Annotated in this window: 16 protein-coding genes and 2 tRNA genes; 3 read left to right on the plus strand and 15 right to left on the minus strand. The window is 70.6% G+C overall.

What is annotated here, in order from left to right; all coding sequences use genetic code 11:
- Positions 1–225: 225 nt before the first annotated feature.
- The 5 genes from AB0N63_RS07745 to AB0N63_RS07765 form a co-directional block, all read right to left on the minus strand.
- Positions 226–1,920 (minus strand): hypothetical protein, encoded by a 1,695-nt coding sequence (locus AB0N63_RS07745; RefSeq protein WP_365525526.1) that lies wholly within the window; start codon positions 1,918–1,920, stop codon positions 226–228.
- Positions 1,917–2,951: a bifunctional DNA primase/polymerase gene (locus AB0N63_RS07750; RefSeq protein ID WP_365525528.1), complete on the minus strand. Its 1,035-nt coding sequence runs from the start codon at positions 2,949–2,951 to the stop codon at positions 1,917–1,919. The genes AB0N63_RS07745 and AB0N63_RS07750 overlap by 4 nt, the downstream gene beginning before the upstream one ends.
- A gap of 61 nt (positions 2,952–3,012) precedes the next feature.
- Entirely contained in the window at positions 3,013–3,288 is a 276-nt protein-coding gene (locus AB0N63_RS07755; RefSeq protein WP_365525531.1) for a hypothetical protein, read from the minus strand.
- Between the two features lie 197 nt (positions 3,289–3,485).
- A complete protein-coding gene (locus AB0N63_RS07760; RefSeq protein WP_365525534.1) occupies positions 3,486–3,644 on the minus strand; it encodes a hypothetical protein in 159 nt (52 codons plus the stop codon).
- Complete coding sequence (locus AB0N63_RS07765) at positions 3,644–3,871, minus strand: helix-turn-helix domain-containing protein (protein WP_365525537.1); 228 nt, start codon at positions 3,869–3,871, stop codon at positions 3,644–3,646. Before AB0N63_RS07765 ends, AB0N63_RS07760 begins: the two co-directional genes overlap by 1 nt.
- A 143-nt stretch (positions 3,872–4,014) precedes the next feature.
- Between AB0N63_RS07765 and AB0N63_RS07770 the strand changes: the two genes are divergently transcribed.
- Positions 4,015–4,656 carry a hypothetical protein gene (locus AB0N63_RS07770; protein ID WP_365525539.1) on the plus strand — a complete coding sequence of 214 codons (642 nt, stop codon included), beginning with the start codon at positions 4,015–4,017 and terminating at the stop codon, positions 4,654–4,656.
- Between the two features lie 47 nt (positions 4,657–4,703).
- Here the strand turns inward: AB0N63_RS07770 and AB0N63_RS07775 are convergent, their stop codons facing one another.
- The 5 genes from AB0N63_RS07775 to leuS form a co-directional block, all read right to left on the minus strand.
- Entirely contained in the window at positions 4,704–6,236 is a 1,533-nt protein-coding gene (locus AB0N63_RS07775) for a recombinase family protein (RefSeq protein ID WP_365525542.1), read from the minus strand.
- Between the two features lie 18 nt (positions 6,237–6,254).
- The gene (locus AB0N63_RS07780; protein WP_365525544.1) at positions 6,255–7,409 is read right to left on the minus strand and encodes a ComEA family DNA-binding protein; all 1,155 of its coding nucleotides are present in this window, start codon (positions 7,407–7,409) and stop codon (positions 6,255–6,257) included.
- Positions 7,410–7,585: 176 nt separating this feature from the next.
- The gene (locus AB0N63_RS07785) at positions 7,586–8,431 is read right to left on the minus strand and encodes a DegV family protein (protein WP_365525547.1); all 846 of its coding nucleotides are present in this window, start codon (positions 8,429–8,431) and stop codon (positions 7,586–7,588) included.
- A gap of 71 nt (positions 8,432–8,502) precedes the next feature.
- Positions 8,503–9,273, minus strand: coding sequence for a hypothetical protein (locus AB0N63_RS07790; RefSeq protein ID WP_365525550.1), 771 nt, complete (start codon positions 9,271–9,273; stop codon positions 8,503–8,505).
- 288 nt (positions 9,274–9,561) lie between these two features.
- Entirely contained in the window at positions 9,562–12,444 is a 2,883-nt protein-coding gene (leuS, locus tag AB0N63_RS07795) for a leucine--tRNA ligase (protein ID WP_365525552.1), read from the minus strand.
- A gap of 440 nt (positions 12,445–12,884) precedes the next feature.
- Between leuS and AB0N63_RS07800 the strand changes: the two genes are divergently transcribed.
- Together AB0N63_RS07800 and AB0N63_RS07805 are read left to right on the plus strand one after the other, a co-directional pair.
- Positions 12,885–14,168, plus strand: a complete 1,284-nt coding sequence (locus AB0N63_RS07800; protein ID WP_365525555.1) for a cytochrome b/b6 domain-containing protein — start codon at positions 12,885–12,887, stop codon at positions 14,166–14,168.
- Positions 14,165–15,772: an NADH-ubiquinone oxidoreductase-F iron-sulfur binding region domain-containing protein gene (locus tag AB0N63_RS07805; protein WP_365525558.1), complete on the plus strand. Its 1,608-nt coding sequence runs from the start codon at positions 14,165–14,167 to the stop codon at positions 15,770–15,772. Before AB0N63_RS07800 ends, AB0N63_RS07805 begins: the two co-directional genes overlap by 4 nt.
- Positions 15,773–15,908: 136 nt before the next feature.
- On the opposite strand, the gene AB0N63_RS07810 is transcribed toward AB0N63_RS07805, so the two are convergent.
- The 5 genes from AB0N63_RS07810 to AB0N63_RS07830 all read right to left on the minus strand — a co-directional run bounded on the left by AB0N63_RS07810 (position 15,909) and on the right by AB0N63_RS07830 (position 17,325).
- Positions 15,909–15,981 (minus strand) — tRNA-Ala (locus AB0N63_RS07810).
- Between the two features lie 150 nt (positions 15,982–16,131).
- Positions 16,132–16,365, minus strand: coding sequence for a hypothetical protein (locus tag AB0N63_RS07815; protein WP_003976229.1), 234 nt, complete (start codon positions 16,363–16,365; stop codon positions 16,132–16,134).
- A gap of 3 nt (positions 16,366–16,368) precedes the next feature.
- Complete coding sequence (locus tag AB0N63_RS07820; RefSeq protein ID WP_365525560.1) at positions 16,369–16,542, minus strand: hypothetical protein; 174 nt, start codon at positions 16,540–16,542, stop codon at positions 16,369–16,371.
- 69 nt (positions 16,543–16,611) lie between these two features.
- The gene (locus AB0N63_RS07825) at positions 16,612–17,034 is read right to left on the minus strand and encodes a hypothetical protein (protein WP_365525563.1); all 423 of its coding nucleotides are present in this window, start codon (positions 17,032–17,034) and stop codon (positions 16,612–16,614) included.
- A gap of 218 nt (positions 17,035–17,252) precedes the next feature.
- Positions 17,253–17,325 (minus strand) — tRNA-Ala (locus tag AB0N63_RS07830).
- Between the last annotated feature and the right edge of the window lie 117 nt (positions 17,326–17,442).

The raw sequence follows: 17,442 nt of genomic DNA on the forward strand, positions 1-17,442 counted from the left end.
TGCTGGCGGAGTGCTGAATCGGACATATGGAATGCGTTGAACAGCGATTATTGGTTTGCAACAGGCGAATTTTGATGTCCGTTTTATGGGTTTTCGTTGGGGTAAAACCCGAGACTTTTCCTCGCTGGGTAGTCAGGGGTGTCAGGGGTGTCAGGGGGTAGCTGTCAGGGGTCTGGTCGGCCGCTTCACTCAAGACTCCCGACAGCTACGCAGAGTGATTATTTCCTAGTCCGCGATCACGCTGTACCGGCGGCCTACCCGCACGAAATACCCCTGCTGCAGACCCCACTCCAGTGCGGCGTTTCGCAGGCCGTTGCGACCGCCTTCGCCGCCGATCTCCGCCCACGCCCTGCCGTCCGCCGGGCTGACGCTCACGGTCAAGTCCGATGCCGAGAGGTCGCCCTTCTTCTTCAGCCGCTCCCGCATCCGCCGGCCGATCATCTTGACGATCCGTGGAGCCTCGCCGCGGGCGAGGGTGCGAGCTTCCTCGGAGACACGAGCCCGCCGAGCCGTCTTCGTGTTGTCCTCGGAGTCCGCCTTGCGGTCTTCGGCTGCAGCCCACTCTCGGCACAGCTCGATCGCCTGCGCGCTCACCCTTGCGAACGCCTGAGCCACTTCCCAGTCGTCCTCGTTGATGTGGTAGGAGCACCGCAGGAGCGCCATCCACGCGGCAATCCGGTACTGCACCTGCCCGGCGTGCCCCTTCAGCGGATCGAGGTCAGCGACACCGGACCGCTCGGCTTCCATCAGCCGCAGGTTCAGAGCCATCAACCGGCACATCGTCATCCGCTTGTACGGAGTGGCGGGAGCGCCGTCGCGCTGCATTAGGAAGTCGACGACGTTCGGCATCTCCCCTGGTGACTCTGGCCGCTCAGGGACGCCAGCAAGGCGCTCCTCAATCTCCTCGACGGTGAAGCCCTCGCCGTTCGCCACCCGTAGCCCAGCCTTGGCCACCTCGGCGTCGCCGGCCGGTTTGACGATGGGAACGATCGGCATGCGCTGCACAAGGCCGTGGGTGTGGCTGAGTGCCTGCCCGATGAACTCGACCTGGAAGTACGCGTTGACCGCCATCGCGTATGAGCCTGCCGGGATCGCCGTTCGGCTCTTTTCTCCGGTCGTGTCGTACTTCAGCTCCGCCCCGAAGTACGCGTCCAAGATGATGTTCTCGAGGCCGGCACCGCTGTTGCCTGAGCCCTTCGACTTCTCAAGCGTGTTGAGCAGCGTGGAGCCTTCCCCGTAGTTCAGTTCCACGCGGGGAACGACCACGGTCACGGTCTCCACCTCGGCGTCGTCATTGTCCTTCTTCAGGACGGGGAGACGCCTCTGCATCCGGTCCAGAAGCGCTGATCCGCTGGACGGGTTGAGGCTCAGGTAGCCGAAATCGATTGTGTCGGCCTGGCTGGCGAAGTCGACTGCGGTAGGCGCCTGCTGCTTCAACTCGGCGGGTACAGGCAGCAGCCGGTTTACGGCGCTGTCGGAAGTGCCCGATCCTGCGGACGACCGGCCGACGGTGGCGGTGATCCCTGTGAGGGGGAAGTTTCCGCGTGCGTCGATGTGTCCGACGACGCGTGGCCCCGCAATGCAGGCGGCCCGGTTGCCGACTTTGAGTAGCAGCCCTTCGGGCTTGACGTTGATCGCGTCCGCCTCCTGCTTGATCCACTTCAGGTGAGGGAGTTCCCACAGGTGCTCGGGGATTGACAGTTCGGTGATGCGGCGCGCGAGTTCGGTTTCAACCTCATCGTGCGTGTCATCTGCCGCGTCGTCGGCCCGATCAGCCTCGGAGTCCACCTCTGCGAGCGGTCGGCACAGCATGTGCTGGCAGGGCTTCACCTGCTCGGGGTGACGCTCGCAGCGGGGCCGCTGGTCGATGTGTCCGGTGAGTTGTGCGGCGATCGCGGCCGGATCGAATACTGCGGTCATGCGGCTTCTCCGATCTGGCGAGGCGATCGCATTCCGGCATTGAGTCCGTCGCGGATCGTGCTCTGCGCCTTCCGTTCTTCGGGGCTGACCCCGGCTTGTGCCGCCGCTGCGGTGATCGCGTCGTGCGCGGCGGTGTAGTCGATGAGTCCGGCACCGACCAGTTGGCCGATGCTGTACGAGCAGTCCCGGACAGCGTCGTGCAGGGCGCCGGGCTGCGCGGCAGCCAGGTCGCCAAGCTCGCGCTCCAGCGCCCGCGCCGTATAGCGGGACAGATCCTTGGGCGGAGCTGGAGGAGCGATGTACCTCGGGCGTGGGTTCGGATCGACCCACCGTCCGATACGCTCCAGCTCGGTACGCAGCCAGGCCGGGAGAGGTGCGATGGACCGTGCTTCACCGAGCGCCCGGTAGCTGCCCTTTCGAGTCACGGTGCCGGGCAGGGTCAGCGACTGGTCACCTGCCTTGAAGTCGGCTTGCCATCCGAAGCCGGCCCGGACCGAGTCACCGCCACGCCACTCGTAGCCGTTGGGGACACGGAACCACGCCTGCAGTCCGCCGGACTTGGTGCGGACCGTCAGCGTCTCGTGTTCGATCCACGGCAGGCACCTGCCGCGTAGTTCGCACAGGGCCGCGAACACGTCCAAGCCGTCGGTGATGCCGGCTGGGCTGATGGTCTCGCCGCGGATGAACACGCCGTCCTCCGGGGGCTGGTGCCCGTGGGCGTCGAGGTCGATACCGACGACGTTGGAGCGACCGCAGTGGGCGCCCGCGTTGGCGTCGGGCGTTTCTTCCCACCACTTGCGGATGATGTCCGGGTTGGTGGTGGCTGCGTGCAGGCCGTGGCAGCGGCCGCCTTCTGCGGTGCAGGGGCAGGCGGTCGGCTCGTGCCGGATGTAGTCGGGGTTGGTGGTCTTCCCGTCTCGCAGGGTGGGTGCGCACCGCTTGCAGTTGCCGTAAGGCTTGTTGTCGTCGGGCCGGAACGGGAAGACGTGAACGTCCAGGCTGGCGAACCACAGGGGGATTTTCACGTTCATGCCGCACCGCCGGGGGTGAGGATGACCCGGTTTCCGCGCTCACGGGCGGGGTGCTTGCGGTTCACTGGCTGGTCTCCGTGCTCTGCTTGTCGGCGATGACGGCGTCGCCGAGGCGGTCGAGGTCGGCTTTGTAGCGGCGGATCACGGACCTGATGGCGCGCGCGTTGGGCTGTTCCGTCAGGTGCTGCTGGATGCTGGCGAAGACGTGGTGGCGGCGGGCTTTCTCGGCCTGTGCCTGCATGTACTGCGCGCCGTACTCGGCTTCGGCTTGTGCCTCGATGGCGTCGAGGTCGACGGGGTCGTCGACGGGCCAGGCTCCGGGGGTCTTGCTGGTCATGTGGGGTGTCCTGTCGCGAGGCGAGCGCCGGTCCTGACGCCGCTTGTGGGCGTGCACTCGCGATCGGATGTGGGCACCGCTGGGGTGCACTGCCCTGGTGCGGGAGGGCTGTGCGACGATGGACGCAGACCACCGCGTGCCAGCGGAGTCGATCTGGAACATCCCGGCTATCACCCGGGGTGTTTCTGCGTTTGGGGTCATGCGACGTCGGGCTTCTTCGGCTGCGTGTCTGCGGGGGCCGGCCGTTCTTCGGTGAGACGCAGCAAGGTGACGATCTTGCGGGCCTGTTCGCGGGTGAGCTTGAAGTCCCGCTCGCGGTAGATGTCGAGCAGCGTGATCTGCTTCCGGTCGGCCATCACACGGCCTCGCGAAAGGCGTTGCGCTCGGCGAGCCAGTCCGTGACCGCGCTCAACGGATAGCGGATACGGCCCCCGCGCCCCGGCGACAGCTTGGTGTAGCGGGGGCCGGTGCCGCTCGCGCGCCAGTTGGCGAGGGTTTTGGGTGAGACGTTGATCAGGCGAGCTGCTTCGCGAGGCAAAAGCTGCGCGTCCTCCGGAGGAGCGGTGAGCAGCCGTGCAGGCATGAGCGATCCCTTCGATCAGCGCGATAAACACTTCGATGATTCGCGTAATCGACACTATCCCTGAGTTGCCCGGATATCAACTAGGTGCCGGGATGGGACGCGTTGGAGTTGAGGCGTAATCGTTTCGATGCGAGAGTGGCCAAGTGGCTGATGACAAGAAGAACCCCCTGGGCCCCGTGGGCGATCGGGTGAGGGCCAACGTTGAGCGCATCCGCGAGGCGCGCAACATGTCGAAGCGGGAGCTTTCAGAGGCGACGGCCTTGCTCAAGCGCCCCATCCCCCCGCTGGGCATGTCCCGCCTCGCTGCTGGTACTCGCCGAGTGGACGCTGACGACCTTGTTGTCTTGGCTCTGGCCCTGAACGTCTCGCCGTTGACACTCCTGCTCCCTGACTCCTGGAGCGATGACGATGTCTGGCTGACCGAGCGGCGTCGCGTACAGTCCCGGACGGCATGGTTGTGGGGACAGGGGCTCACGCCGGCTGTTGACGCTGATCCGGAAGCAGACGACCAGGCCGCCTACAAGGCGGCCGAGGAGTTCCGTGCTCTGGCGTTGCCGGCGGAGCGGCGGCGGGCGGCGGAGCATCCGGCTAACCGGGAAGCGCAGGAGCTGGCCGAGATGGTGACCCGTCTGGTGCAGACCGCAGAGCGGGACGGCGATGACCCGGCGAAGGTGAAGCGGTCCCTGCGCGCGGCCCGGCTCCGGCTGCGGAAGCTGGAGGCCGAGCTTGAGCAGATCGAGTTGACCAGCGAGGAACTGGGCGGCCTCGCCTCCGAGCTGGAGTAGCCCCCCACGAGCCCCCCCGTCGACGGATCGGCGGGGGGCTTCGTCGTCTACGCCTCGGCGCCGGAGAAGGGGACGAGCCGGCCGGGATCGAAGCGGTTGCCCTTGCTGCGGTCGTGCGGGAGTACGTCGTAGCCGGGCACGAGGGACAGCACGACTTCCCGCTTGTCGGCCGGGGTCAGCGCTGCCCAGCCTTCTGCCACGTTTCCGGCGAGCAGGCTGCGCAGGATGCGCGGCGCCCGGGAGACGAGCAGCGCGCGGGACTGCTTTACGCGGCCTTCGACGATGCGGCGGGCTTCCGTGTACTCGATGAACGTGATCTCCCGGCGCGCCCACATACCGGCCATCTGCTTGAGCTGTGCTTCGTCCTCGGCGAGTTCGGCGCGGGCCGCCTCGGTGGTGTCGGTGTCGGCGAGGGTCCGCAGCCCTTCAAGGATGCCGGGCTGCGACAGCAGTTCGAGTATCTGCCGCTGGACTTCGTCTTCCGCGAACGATGCTTTGACGGCGATCTTCCCGCAGCCGCCTTCGGGGGTGGCGCACCAGTAGCGCGGCCCGTTGTTGCCCTGCCAGCCCATCAGCATCCGCTGGCAGCTTGAGCAGCGCAGCACGCCTGTGAGCCATCGCTGCAGCGTGAGGTCGACAGCCCGGTTGCGGCCAGCGAGGCGGGCACAGACCCGTTCCCAGACGGGAGGTTCGAGGATGGCGGGCCAGACCGCTTTCCCGACGACCTCGCCGCGGTGCTCACGCAGGCCTGCGACAGAGGCCTTGGACACGACGCTGCGCACGGACCGGTCTGACCAGGGGACGCCCGTGGCGGTAGGGATGCCGCGCCGGTTGAGGTCGGCGGCGATGGAGCTGAGTGATTCCCCCACGCTGGGCTGGATCTTCCCGCGCTGTTCGGGGGTCCAGCCGTCCCACTCCCCCAGGATGCGGGCGGCGATCTCGCGGACTACGGCGGCCTCGGCGTCGATGGGTTCGCGGGACTTGGCGGTGTAGCCGTAGGGGCGGAACCCTCCCCCGCCCGGCTTGCCCTCGGCTGCGAGTTCCTGGTGCTTGCGGGCGACGCGGCGGGCGGTGTCGCGTGAAGACTTGTTGGCGATGGACACCATGACGCGGGCCATGGAGATGCCAGCGTCGGTGTCGAGGCGGAGGGAGCCGGTGACGGAGGTGACCGGGATGTTCGGGGTGCGGGACTCGACCACGTCGATGAGGTCTTCGAGGTCGCGGGGGTCGCGGGCTACGCGGTCGAGGTCGTCGGCGATGAGCCCGTCGTACTCGCCGGAGGCGAGCCCTTCGAGGGCAGCGCGGAAGCCGGGCCGGACAGTGCGTAGCGCGGTGGTGCCGTCGGGCAGCTTGACCTTGCGCCGCTTGTAGGCGGAGGTGTCGTCTTCGGGGATCACCTTGGCGATGGTCCAGCCGAGTCGAGCGGCGAGGTTGCGGCCGTCTTCTTCCTGCCGGCCGATTCCCTTGCTGATGGCTTGTCGGCGGCGTGCCCTGGCTGCGGCGAGGTCGTCTTCCGCCTGGCCGTCTTCGGGTTTCCTGTAAGAGATTCGGAGCAGCAACACAGCGCGCTCAGGCTTCATGGTTAGAGGTTAGCTGCACTATCTCGGCTCACCGATGCCGTTCACCTCGCGCAGTTGGTCCACCGAGCGGAATCCCCCGTGGCGGGTGCGGTAGTCCACGATGTGCTGGGCCAGCACCGGCCCGACGCCCGGCAGGGTCTCCAACTGGTCGACCGTGGCGGTGCTGAGGGAGACCGGGGCCGTCGGACCGGCCGCCCCGCCCGAGCCGGACGTGCCGCCCGCGGCCGATCCCGGTACGGCCGCGCCTGCCGCCGGGGCGGGGCCGCCCACGACCACCTGTTCGCCGTCCACCAGGAACCTGGCCCGGTTGAGTCCGCCGAGGTCGGTGCCGGGGCGGGTGCCGCCCGCAGCCCGCAGCGCATCGACGACCCGGGAGCCCGCCGGGAGGCGGTGGATCCCCGGACGCCGGACCTTGCCGCTGACGTCCACGACGATCTCCGGGCCGGACGGGGCCGTGCCACCGGTGGCTCCGGTGGACGGCTGCGGTACGGAGCCTCCCGGCTCGGTCTCCCTGTCCGTCCTCCCGCCCGGTGCCCGGCTCGGGTAGGGGGCCATGGCGCGGACGGCCTCGGGTGCCCGTACCGTCTCGGTGCGGCCCGTCCAGAAGTGCTGGAGGGCCACGGCCGCGGCGACGGCCAGCACCACCGTGAGCGCGACCACGTTCCTGCGCTCCAGGGCGCAGCGGGTCTGCAACCACAGCGGCATGCGGTCCCGCAGCGCGGCCCCGGCCCGCTCCCGCCAGGCGGGCAGCTCCTGCGCCGCCGACGCCATCGCCGCCCTCGGCCCGGGCGGGTCCGCCACGGCGCCTCGGCCATGGTCTTCGTCGGCCCGGGTGAGCGAGCGGTCCGCTGTGGCCGGGGCGGTGTTGTGCTCCCCGGCGGCTCCCGCCCAAGGACGGCCGGCGATCGGCTCCCCCACCGCGGTGTCCGACTCCCGCGCCGCGTCCGGATGTTCGGCGAACAGCACATGCGCGCGTCTGCGCAGGTCCTCGGCCGACGCGTGCCGGCCCCCGGCGTCCCGGTGACCGGCCCGGCGCCCGAAGCCGCCTTCGGCTCCACGGCCGTCCCCGCGCCCGCCGGAGGGCCGGCGGTGGCGGGTGCGGCCGTCCGAGCCGGGGACCCGTCCCGGCCCGCTGGTCGCGGTCGCTGTGCGTGAACGTGATCGAAGTGCCATGGGCCGAGCATGGGGCAGACCGGCACATCCGCGCTGATCATGGTCGAAACCCGGGGACCACCGCCCGGTTGTGGATAACTCCGTCACTCACACGAGTGACCAGACCCTGGCCTCAGCCCGCGGGGCGACCACTCGCCTCACCCCCGGTGACGGCCACCGAGTCGCCGCGCCCCGGTTCACCGCGGTGAGACCACGACCCCCAGCAGCCCCGGACCGGTATGCGCCCCGATCACCGCCCCGACCTCGCTCACATGCAGATCGGCCAGGCCGGTCACCCGGGCCCGGAGCCGGTCGGCCAGGGCCGCCGCCCGCTCGGGAGCGGCGAGATGGTGGACGGCGATGTCGATTCCGGCCCCGGTCGCCCGCTCCGCGGCGATCTCCTCCAGGCGGGCGATCGCCCTGGACGCCGTGCGCACCTTCTCCAGCAGCTCGATACGGCCGCCCTGGAGCTGGAGCAGCGGCTTCACGGCGAGGGCGGAGCCGAGCAGGGCCTGCGCGGCGCCGATCCGGCCGCCGCGGCGCAGATAGTCGAGCGTGTCGACGTAGAAGTGGGCGGAGGTGCTCCCGGCGCGCTTCTCCGCAGCGGTCACCGCCTCGTCCATCGTGCCGCCGCTCTCGGCCGTCTCCGCGGCGGCCAGGGCGCTGAAGCCGAGCGCCATCGCGACCATGCCGGTGTCCACGACCCGCACCGGCACCGGGGCTTCGCGGGCCGCGAGCACCGCGGCGTCGTAGGTGCCGGAGAGTTCCGCGGACAGGTGCAGGGAGACGATGCCGCTCGCGCCGGACTCCGCGACCTTGCGGTAGGTCTCGGCGAAGACCTGGGGGCTGGGGCGGGAGGTGGTGACGGACCGTCGCTTCTGGAGGGCCTGGGCGAGCGAGCGGGTGGAGATCTCGGTGCCCTCTTCGAAGGCCTGGTCGCCGAGGACGACGGTCAGCGGAACCGCGGTGATGCCGTGGCGCTCCATCGTCCGCGGCGGCAGGTAGGCCGTTGAATCGGTGACGATCGCGACATGGCGGGACATGAGCTGGAGGTTACCTGCCGTAGTGCCCGGACGGCAGCCCAGCCCCTCTGACCGGGTGTTCCGTGGCCGGATCAGGTGGTGCTCTCGGGGCGGGGCTTCTTGTTCCAGGAGTAGGCGGGGCGACGGGTCGGCGGGGTGATGGCGGGACGGTCAAGCTGGCGCGCGGGGCCCGGACCGGCGGAGTCCGGCGAACGCGCCGCGTCCGGGCGAGCCGGGTCCGGTCCCGCGGTTCCGGAGTCGGTGCGCCAGTCGTGGCCGGCGGCCTGACGCTCCTGCGGGGCTTCGGCGGGCGGCTCCTCGCGCGTCCAGTGGCGCAGCGCGCCGGCCTCGACGTCGATCTGCGCGCTCAGCGCGTCCAGGTCGTCGTCGGCGAAGCGGCGGGCGCGGTCGCGGGCCGCCCACCGCAGGGAGTCGGCGGACCGGGTGATGCGGCGGGTGCGGGCGCGCAGGTCCGGGAGCCGGGCGGCGAGCGTCGCGCGGTCCGGCTCCGACTCCAGGCGCTTGAGTTCGCCGTCGAGTTCGTGGCCGTGCGCGCTGAGGCGCTCGAACAGGCCGAGGGACTCCTTGAGGGACTCGTCCTCGGCCGCGCCGGCGTACAGGGCGTCCTGGGTGGCGCGCATCGAGGTGCGCAGGCTGAGCCGCAGCTCGGCCAGCTCGCCCGCCGGTCCCGGCTGGGCGAGGGACCTGGCCCGCAGGGTGTGGTCCTCCACCGTGCGGCGGGCCTGGCTGATGGTGCGGTCCACGCCGCGCTTGGCCGCGCCGACCGCCTTGACCGTGGCGTAGGCGCCGAAGGCCAGGCACAGCAGGAAGAGCAGGGCGAAGACTGCGACGACTGCTTCCACGACGCTCCTCCTCGGGCTCGGCGGCACGGGCCGCGCCGCTCTTCAACGGTAAACGCAGCGGGCAGGCCCCGGGTTCCGAAAAACCCCGAACCTGCCCGTAGGGGACTACCCGGAGACGGTCACCTCACGTGCCGTCCGGGACGTCCGTCCGCCCCGGCCCGCACCCTCCCGTCACCGCGCCGCGCGTGCGGCGCCCCCGTCACCGCCCCGCGCGCCCGCGCGCGAAGACCCTCGCGAAGACCTTCTGGAGAGACCCGCGCGAGGCGCGTCGCCCGCGCCGCCGCAGCGTCACGCCGGGACGATGTTCACCAGCTTCGGCGCCCGCACGATCACCTTGCGGATGCCCGCTCCGCCCAGTGCCGCGACGACCTTCTCGTCGGCCAGCGCCGTCTTCTCCAGGTCCTCCTCGGAGATCGACGGCGGCACCTCCAGTCGCGCCTTGACCTTGCCCTTGATCTGGACGACGCAGGTCACCGTCTCGTCCACGACGTAGGCCGGGTCGGCGACCGGGAAGTCCTGGTGGACGACCGAGTCGGTGTGGCCCAGGCGGCGCCACAGCTCCTCGGCGACGTGCGGGGCCAGCGGGGCGACCATCAGCACCAGCGGCTCGGCGACCGACCGCGGCACCGGGCCGCCCGCCTTGGTCAGGTGGTTGTTCAGCTCGGTGACCTTGGCGATGGCCGTGTTGAAGCGCAGGCCCTCCAGGTCCTGGCGGACGCCGTCGATCGCCTTGTGCAGGGCGCGCAACGTCTCCTCGTCCGGCTCGGCGTCGGTGACGGTGACCTCGCCGGTCGTCTCGTCGACGATGTTGCGCCACAGCCGCTGCAGCAGCCGGAACTGACCCACCACCGCGCGCGTGTCCCACGGCCGGGACACGTCCAGCGGGCCCATCGCCATCTCGTACAGACGCAGCGTGTCGGCGCCGTACTCGGCGCAGATCTCGTCCGGCGTGACGGCGTTCTTCAGGGACTTGCCCATCTTGCCCAGCAGCCGGGAGACCTTCTCGCCCTGGTAGTAGTAGGCGCCGTCGCGCTCCTCGACCTCGGCGGCGGGCACCGCGATGCCGCGGCTGTCGCGGTAGACGTAGGCCTGGATCATGCCCTGGTTGAACAGCTTGTGGAACGGCTCCGCGGAGGAGACGTGGCCCAGGTCGTACAGGACCTTGGACCAGAAGCGCGCGTACAGCAGGTGCAGCACGGCGTGCTCGGCGCCACCGACGTACAGGTCGACGCCGCCGTGCGGCTGGCCCTCGCGCGGGCCCATCCAGTACCGCTCGATCTCCGGGTCGACCAGCTTCTGGTCGTTGTGCGGGTCCAGGTAGCGCAGCTCGTACCAGCAGGAGCCGGCCCAGTTGGGCATGGTGTTGGTCTCGCGGCGGTACTTCTTGGGGCCGTCGCCCAGGTCCAGGGTGACGTTGACCCAGTCCTCGTTGCGCGACAGCGGGGTCTCGGGCTGGGTGTCGGCGTCGTCCGGGTCGAAGGTGCGCGGCGAGTAGTCCTCGACCTCGGGCAGTTCCAGGGGCAGCATCGACTCGGGCAGCGGGTGGGCGATGCCCTCCTCGTCGTAGACGATCGGGAAGGGCTCGCCCCAGTAGCGCTGGCGGCTGAACAGCCAGTCGCGCAGACGGAAGTTGACGGTGCCCTCGCCGACGCCGGCCCGCTCCAGCCACTCGGTGATCCGCGCCTTGGCCTCGGTGACGCCCAGGCCGTCCAGGGAGATCTGGTCGTTGGCGGAGTTGATGATCTTCGCGTCGTACGACCCGAAGGCGTCCTCCCAGGTGGAGGTGTCGGTGCCGCGGCCGTCGGTGGGCTCGACCACACAGCGGACGGGCAGCTCGAAGGCGCGCGCGAACTCGAAGTCGCGCTGGTCGCCCGCGGGGACGGCCATGATCGCGCCGGTGCCGTAGCCCATCAGGACGTAGTCGGCGATGAAGACCGGGATGCGCTCGCCGTTGACCGGGTTGGTGGCGTACGCGCCGATGAAGACACCGGTCTTGTCCTTGGCCTCGGCCTGGCGTTCGACGTCGGACTTGGAGGCGGCCCGCGCGCGGTAGGCGGCGACGGCCTCGGCGGGGCTGGCGTGGCCGCCGGTCCACACCTCGTGGGTGCCCTCGGGCCAGGCCTCGGGGGTGAACTTCTCGACCAGCGGGTGCTCGGGCGCCAGCACCATGTAGGTGGCGCCGAACAGGGTGTCCGGGCGGGTGGTGAAGACGGTGATGCGCTCGCCGTCGATCGGGAAGTCGACGCGGGCGCCCTCGGAGCGGCCGATCCAGTTGCGCTGCTGCAGCTTGATGGCCTCGGGCCAGTCCAGCTCCTCCAGGTCCTCCAGCAGCCGGTCGGCGTAGGCGGTGATGCGCATGTTCCACTGGCGCAGCTTGGCCTTGAAGACGGGGAAGTTGCCGCGCTCGGAGCGGCCGTCGGCGGTGACCTCCTCGTTGGCCAGCACGGTGCCCAGGCCGGGGCACCAGTTGACCGGCGCGTCGGAGGCGTAGGCCAGGCGGAACTCGCCCAGGACGTCGGCGCGCTCGGCGGCGGTCAGCTCGCTCCACGCGCGCGTGTGCCCGGGCACGGGGCGCTCACCGGACTCGAACTGTGCGACCAGCTCGGCGATCGGGCGGGCCTTGTCCGCCTTGTCGTCGTACCAGGAGTCGAAGATCTGCAGGAAGATCCACTGGGTCCACTTGTAGTACTCGGGGTCGATCGTGGCGAACGACCGGCGCTTGTCGTGGCCCAGGCCCAGCCGGCGCAGCTGGGCCTTCATGTTCTCCATGTTGGCCTCGGTGGACACGCGCGGGTGCGTGCCGGTCTGCACGGCGTACTGCTCGGCGGGCAGGCCGAAGGCGTCGAAGCCCAGGGTGTGCAGGACGTTGTGGCCGGTCATCCGCTGGAACCGGGCGTATACATCGGTGGCGATGTAGCCCAGAGGGTGACCGACGTGCAGGCCCGCACCGGAGGGGTACGGGAACATGTCCATGATGAACTTCTTGGGACGGGCCACCACCGCGGGGTCCCCGGCCAGGTCGCCCTTGGGGTTCGGCGCGGCGTACGTCCCGTCGGCGTCCCAGAAGTCCTGCCAGCGTGCCTCGATCTCGGCCGCCGTCGCGGCCGTGTAGCGGTGCGGCGCCGCCTCCGCCGACGCGGCGGCGGTGGTGGCGGGGTTCGTCTCGCTCATGATCCTCAAAGCTCCATCAGATCGACTCTGCCGACGGCTGCGACTTTCGGAAACGAAAAATCCCCTCGCACAGGAGGGGACGCCGCGCCGATTCCGACCACCCGCATCGTCGGCGGTCGGGACTGATCAGCGCGGCTCGCTAAGCAGAAGGCGTACGGCACGCATGGCGTCAGGGTACCGCAGCCGTCGAGCGCGCCGCGACGGAGCTTCGCCCGGCCGCGCCCGACCACCCGGGAGGGCGGTGATCCGGTTGTGGAGGACCGGAAAAGCTGAACGAAGTTCAAAGCTTACCGGGCGTAACGATCCCTATGAGGACAACGGAAAGCCCCTCCGCCACGTAGATAACAAGGCAATAACTCAAACCGCGTACTGACCGGTTTGGAGCCGCTTAGAGTTCGTCCTCTCGGGACCGCTCACCCGAACCGCTCGGAGTCGCCCCCATGAACCGTCGTCGCAGTAACAGCTCGCTCCCCAAACCGGGCCGCTCGGCCTACGGGGTGGCGTCCGCTGTCGTCCTGCTCCTGATACCCGTGGCCGTACTGGTGGGAGGCAGCCAGTTCCGCGAGTTCCTGAACTTCGGCGCGGGCGTCCTCTCCCTGGTCTCCCTCAGCTGCTCGGTGATCTGGGGCCTGGTCGCCCAGGACCGCATCTTCCTCAACACCCGCCAGCGGATCGTCGGCCAGGCCGTGCACCGCACCACCGCCGTCGCCTCGATCGCCTTCCTCCTGCTGCACATCACCACCAAGATCGCCCTGGACCACACCCAGGTGATCGCCGCGGTGATCCCGTTCTCGCTCGGCGTCACCGGCAGCGCCGGCCTGATCGGCCTCGGCTCCCTGGCCGGGCTGCTGATGGTCTTCGTGGGCATCACCGGCGCGCTGCGCAGCAACTTCGCCACCCCCGCGCCGGTCGCCGCCCGCTGGCGGGCCATGCACATGCTGGCCTATCCGGCCTGGTGCGCGGCCCTGGTCCACGGCCTGTACGCGGGCCGCCAGGCCAAGCCGATCTTCGTGATCCTGTACAGCCTGTCCCTGCTCGGCGTCATGGGCGCGCTGGCGCTGCGCGCGGCGCCGCGCCCGGTCAAGCGCAGGATCGCCGACCGGCTGGTGAACCTCCTCGGCGGCGGCGACCGCCCCGAACTCGACGACCTGGACGCGAGCCGCGCCCGGGCGGACCGGTCCGCACTGCCGGGCTACGGGAGCACGGCGTCCGACCGGTCCGCGCGCGCCGCCGGCACCGGCCCCCTGCCGCGCGTCCCGCCCGCCGCGTCACCGGCGTACGGCGCCCCGGTGACGGCCGAGCCCGCCGCCGGTTTCGCGGCCGCCTACCGGGCCGTCTCGACCCCGCAGCCGGACCGCACGGCGTACCCGGACGCTTCGTACGACCTGCGGGCCACGGAGCAGATGCCGCGCGTCGAGAGCCCCGGCAGCCCGGCGGGCGGCTGGCCCGTGCCGTCGCCGCCGCCCGTCGGCGAGGCTCCCCCGTCGGCCTACGACCCCCTGACCGACACGGGACACACCATCCCCGCCTACACCGATCCGGGCGCGGGCGCCTACGGCGGACGTGACGTGTACGACACCGGTGAGACGAACCCGCTGTACGGCACGTACAACTCCACACACACGTACACGAGCGGTCCCGCCACTGAACCACCCCCCGGCGCCCCCTTCGACGCGCCGGGTTCGGGCGAACCCTGGAACATGCCTTCCGGAGGCCATAGGTGAACGAGGCCCTGCCCGACGTCCCGGAAGTCCGCGTCGTCGGCCTTCCTCAGCTCACGTCGGGCTTCGACCTTGTCGAACGACTCGACCTGCCCATGCACCTCAAGGTGCACGGGCCGCTCGAACCGCTGGGCGGCGAGCAGCTCGCACAGCTCGCCGAGGCCATCAACCTCAGGGGCCGCGGCGGCGCGGGCTTCCCCTTCCACAAGAAACTGCGCTCGGTCGCCGAAGCGGCGATCAGGCGCGGCGTACGGCCGGTCGTCGTCGTCAACGGCAGCGAGGACGAACCGGCCTGCCGCAAGGACACGGTGCTCATCAACCGTGCCCCACACCTCATCCTGGACGGCGCCCTGCTGTGCGCCGAGGCCCTGGGCGCCCGCACGCTCGTGGTGGGGGTAACCCGGGAGTCCACCCAGCGCTCCATGGAGGCCGCCCTCGCCGAGCGCGGCCTCGGCAACGGCCGCCGGTCGGCGCTGCGCGCGCGCGTGCAGCGCAATCCGGTGCGCATGGTCACCGGCGCCGCCGCCTCACTGATCCGCTCCATCGACGGCGGCCCCGCCATCCCGCCGGGCCGCAAGGTCAGCGCCTCGCAGACCGGCGTGGGCGGCGCGCCCACCCTGCTGTCCAACGCGGAGACGTTCGCCCAGCTGGCCATCGCCGCCCGCATCGGCCCCGAGCGCTACGGCAACACCGGCCTGTACGACGAGCCGGGCACCGTGATGCTCACGGTCTCCGGCGCCGTCGCCCGCCCCATGGTGATCGAGGTCCCCACGGGCGTGCCGCTGCGCTACGTGCTGCAGCTGGCCGGCGCGCCGCCGGTGCCGCAGGGCGTGCTGACCGGCGGCTACCACGGCAAGTGGATCGACGCGGCGACCGTCGACGAGGCGATCGTCTCGCGCAACTCGCTGGACGCGGTGGGCGGTTCGCTGGGTGCGGGGGCGATCCTGCCGATCGGCCAGAACACCTGCCCGCTGGGCGAGTCGCTCCAGGTCGCCAAGTGGCTGGCGGAGGAGAGCGCGGGCCAGTGCGGCCCGTGCTACCTCGGTCTGCCGGCCGCCGCGCGCGGCATGGAGGACATCCTGAACGGCGGCGGTCCGGCCGCTCTGGAGGCGCTCAAGCAGGTCGCCCGGAACGTCAAGCGGCGCGGTGCGTGCTCGCACCCGGACGGCTCCGCGATGTTCCTGGAGTCGACCGTCAAGGCCTTCACCGACGACCTGGCGGCCCATGTCCTCGGCAACGGCTGCGGACGCCCCGTGGAGGGCGTGCTGCCGCTCTTCGAGGGGGGCAGGGCGCCCACGGGCATCCCGGGCGGCGAGGCCGAGGAGACCGGCCCGAGCCGCCAGAAGATCTACGTCGACTGGACGCTGTGCCGGGGCCACGGCCTGTGCGCGGACATCCTCCCGGAGGTCTTCGAACTGGGCGCCGACGGCTTCCCGACCGTCGCGCAGGCACAGGTGCCGCGCTACGCCGAGGCCAAGGCGCTGCGCGCCGTACGCCGCTGCCCCGCGCTGGCGCTGCGCCTGGAGGAGGACACCCGCGCGCAGGCGCCGGCCCGGAACCTGCCGGTCCTCTCCCAGGGGCGGGGCCGGCGGGCCCTCGGCCGCTGACGTCCGCCGCGGCGGGTCACCCTCCCCCGGGTGGCCCGCCGTTCGGCCGCGGCGCGTGAAGTGCGCGGCGGACGGGAAGCGTTGGGGAAACACCGAGGGCGGATCATCCGATCGGATGATCCGCCCTCGACTACTGTGGAGCTAAGGAGAATTGAACTCCTGACCTCCTGCATGCCATGCAGGCGCTCTACCAACTGAGCTATAGCCCCTTGTGGTGTTCCGCCCGGTTTCCCCGGCGGCGATGCCAACATTACACGGTCGAGGGGGTGATCCACCAAATCGGTTTCCGGTGTGCCCCGTATCACCGTTATGCACGACTTCGGCCGAGATCCGCGCGGGACCCCGGCCGACAGCACGCGTCACGCGGTCACGAACGAGTAGAAGCGCTTGAGCGTGCAGTGTTCCTCCAGGAGCCGGCCGTAGATCGGCTCACCCTCCAGCTCACGGTACGTCTCGATCGGGTCGCCCTTTATGATCAGCGCCCGCGCGCACTCCTCGCACCAGTACTGGTAGTCGGGGTTGACCGGCTCCATGTCGCGGACGATCGGCGTACCGCTGCCGCACCAGTCGCACTTCCGCCTGTGTGCACCCATCACTCAGCTCCAGCTGTGGCCGCAGGCCGTACAGACGTACGAGATGCCGCCGTTGTCGCCGAGGACTTGGGCCACATGGAGACTGCCGCAGGAGGGGCACAGGAGGCGGGTGGCCGTGTTCGCCGGCAACGCCGCGTCGAGGAGACGACCGACCTCCTCGAGGATGCTCGCAGGCATCGGTACTCCCTCCCGTCGGGCCGCGCCCCCTTCCGGCCGTTTGATTCTGCCACGGCCGGGCCGATACGGTCAGCGACGCCTCGGTACCAGTCCGGCCACGGTGCCCGCCGCCGTCCCGGCCGGCGCGAACACGTACACCGGGAGCGCCGTCGCAGAGGTATACGCCCCCAGGCCCCTCAGTGACTCAAGCCGGCCCGGGAACAGTGTGCCGAACGCCGCGGCTCCGATGAGCTGACCGAGCTGCGCGACCGCGGCGGGCAGCCCGCCGGCGTCCGCCGCGCCATCGGGCCGTACGGCGGCCGGCACGCCGGCGGCCGTGGGGCCGAAGCCGAGCGCGAGCCCGCCGCCCACGCCGGCGAAGGAGAGGTGGACGAGCGCGCCGCCGTCGCCGCCGCTGATCGCCGGTGCGACACCGGTCACCGACAGCGCCGCCGGCACGAACCCGCCCGTCGCCGGCCGTCCGCGGAGGCGGTCGGCGACAGCCAGGACCACCGCCGCACGGGCTGTCGGAGTGCCGCATCGTCAGCACGCCGGACGACGCGGAGACGTGCGCGAAGGTCGCGCTGCCCAGAGACAGGAGGGAGCGGTTGTGGCCTCCGACACAGGAGCAGGCCGACGCATTCACCCAGGGGGAAACGCAGAGAATCCCGCCCCCTGGGGGGCGGGATTCTCGTCACCGATCTTTGACAACTCTACAGAGTGCCGATCCGTGGAGCTAAGGAGAATTGAACTCCTGACCTCCTGCATGCCATGCAGGCGCTCTACCAACTGAGCTATAGCCCCTCGCTCCAAGCAGCTGAGCCGCTTGGTGTTCTTCCCGCTCGGCGGGGCGAACAAGAAGAACTTTAGCCTGCGACCTGCCGGAAAGTGAAATCGGGTCCGGCGGGGGCCGACCCCGGC

The organism is Streptomyces sp. NPDC093260, from assembly GCF_040683715.1.
GTDB classification, from domain to species: domain Bacteria; phylum Actinomycetota; class Actinomycetes; order Streptomycetales; family Streptomycetaceae; genus Streptomyces; species Streptomyces sennicomposti.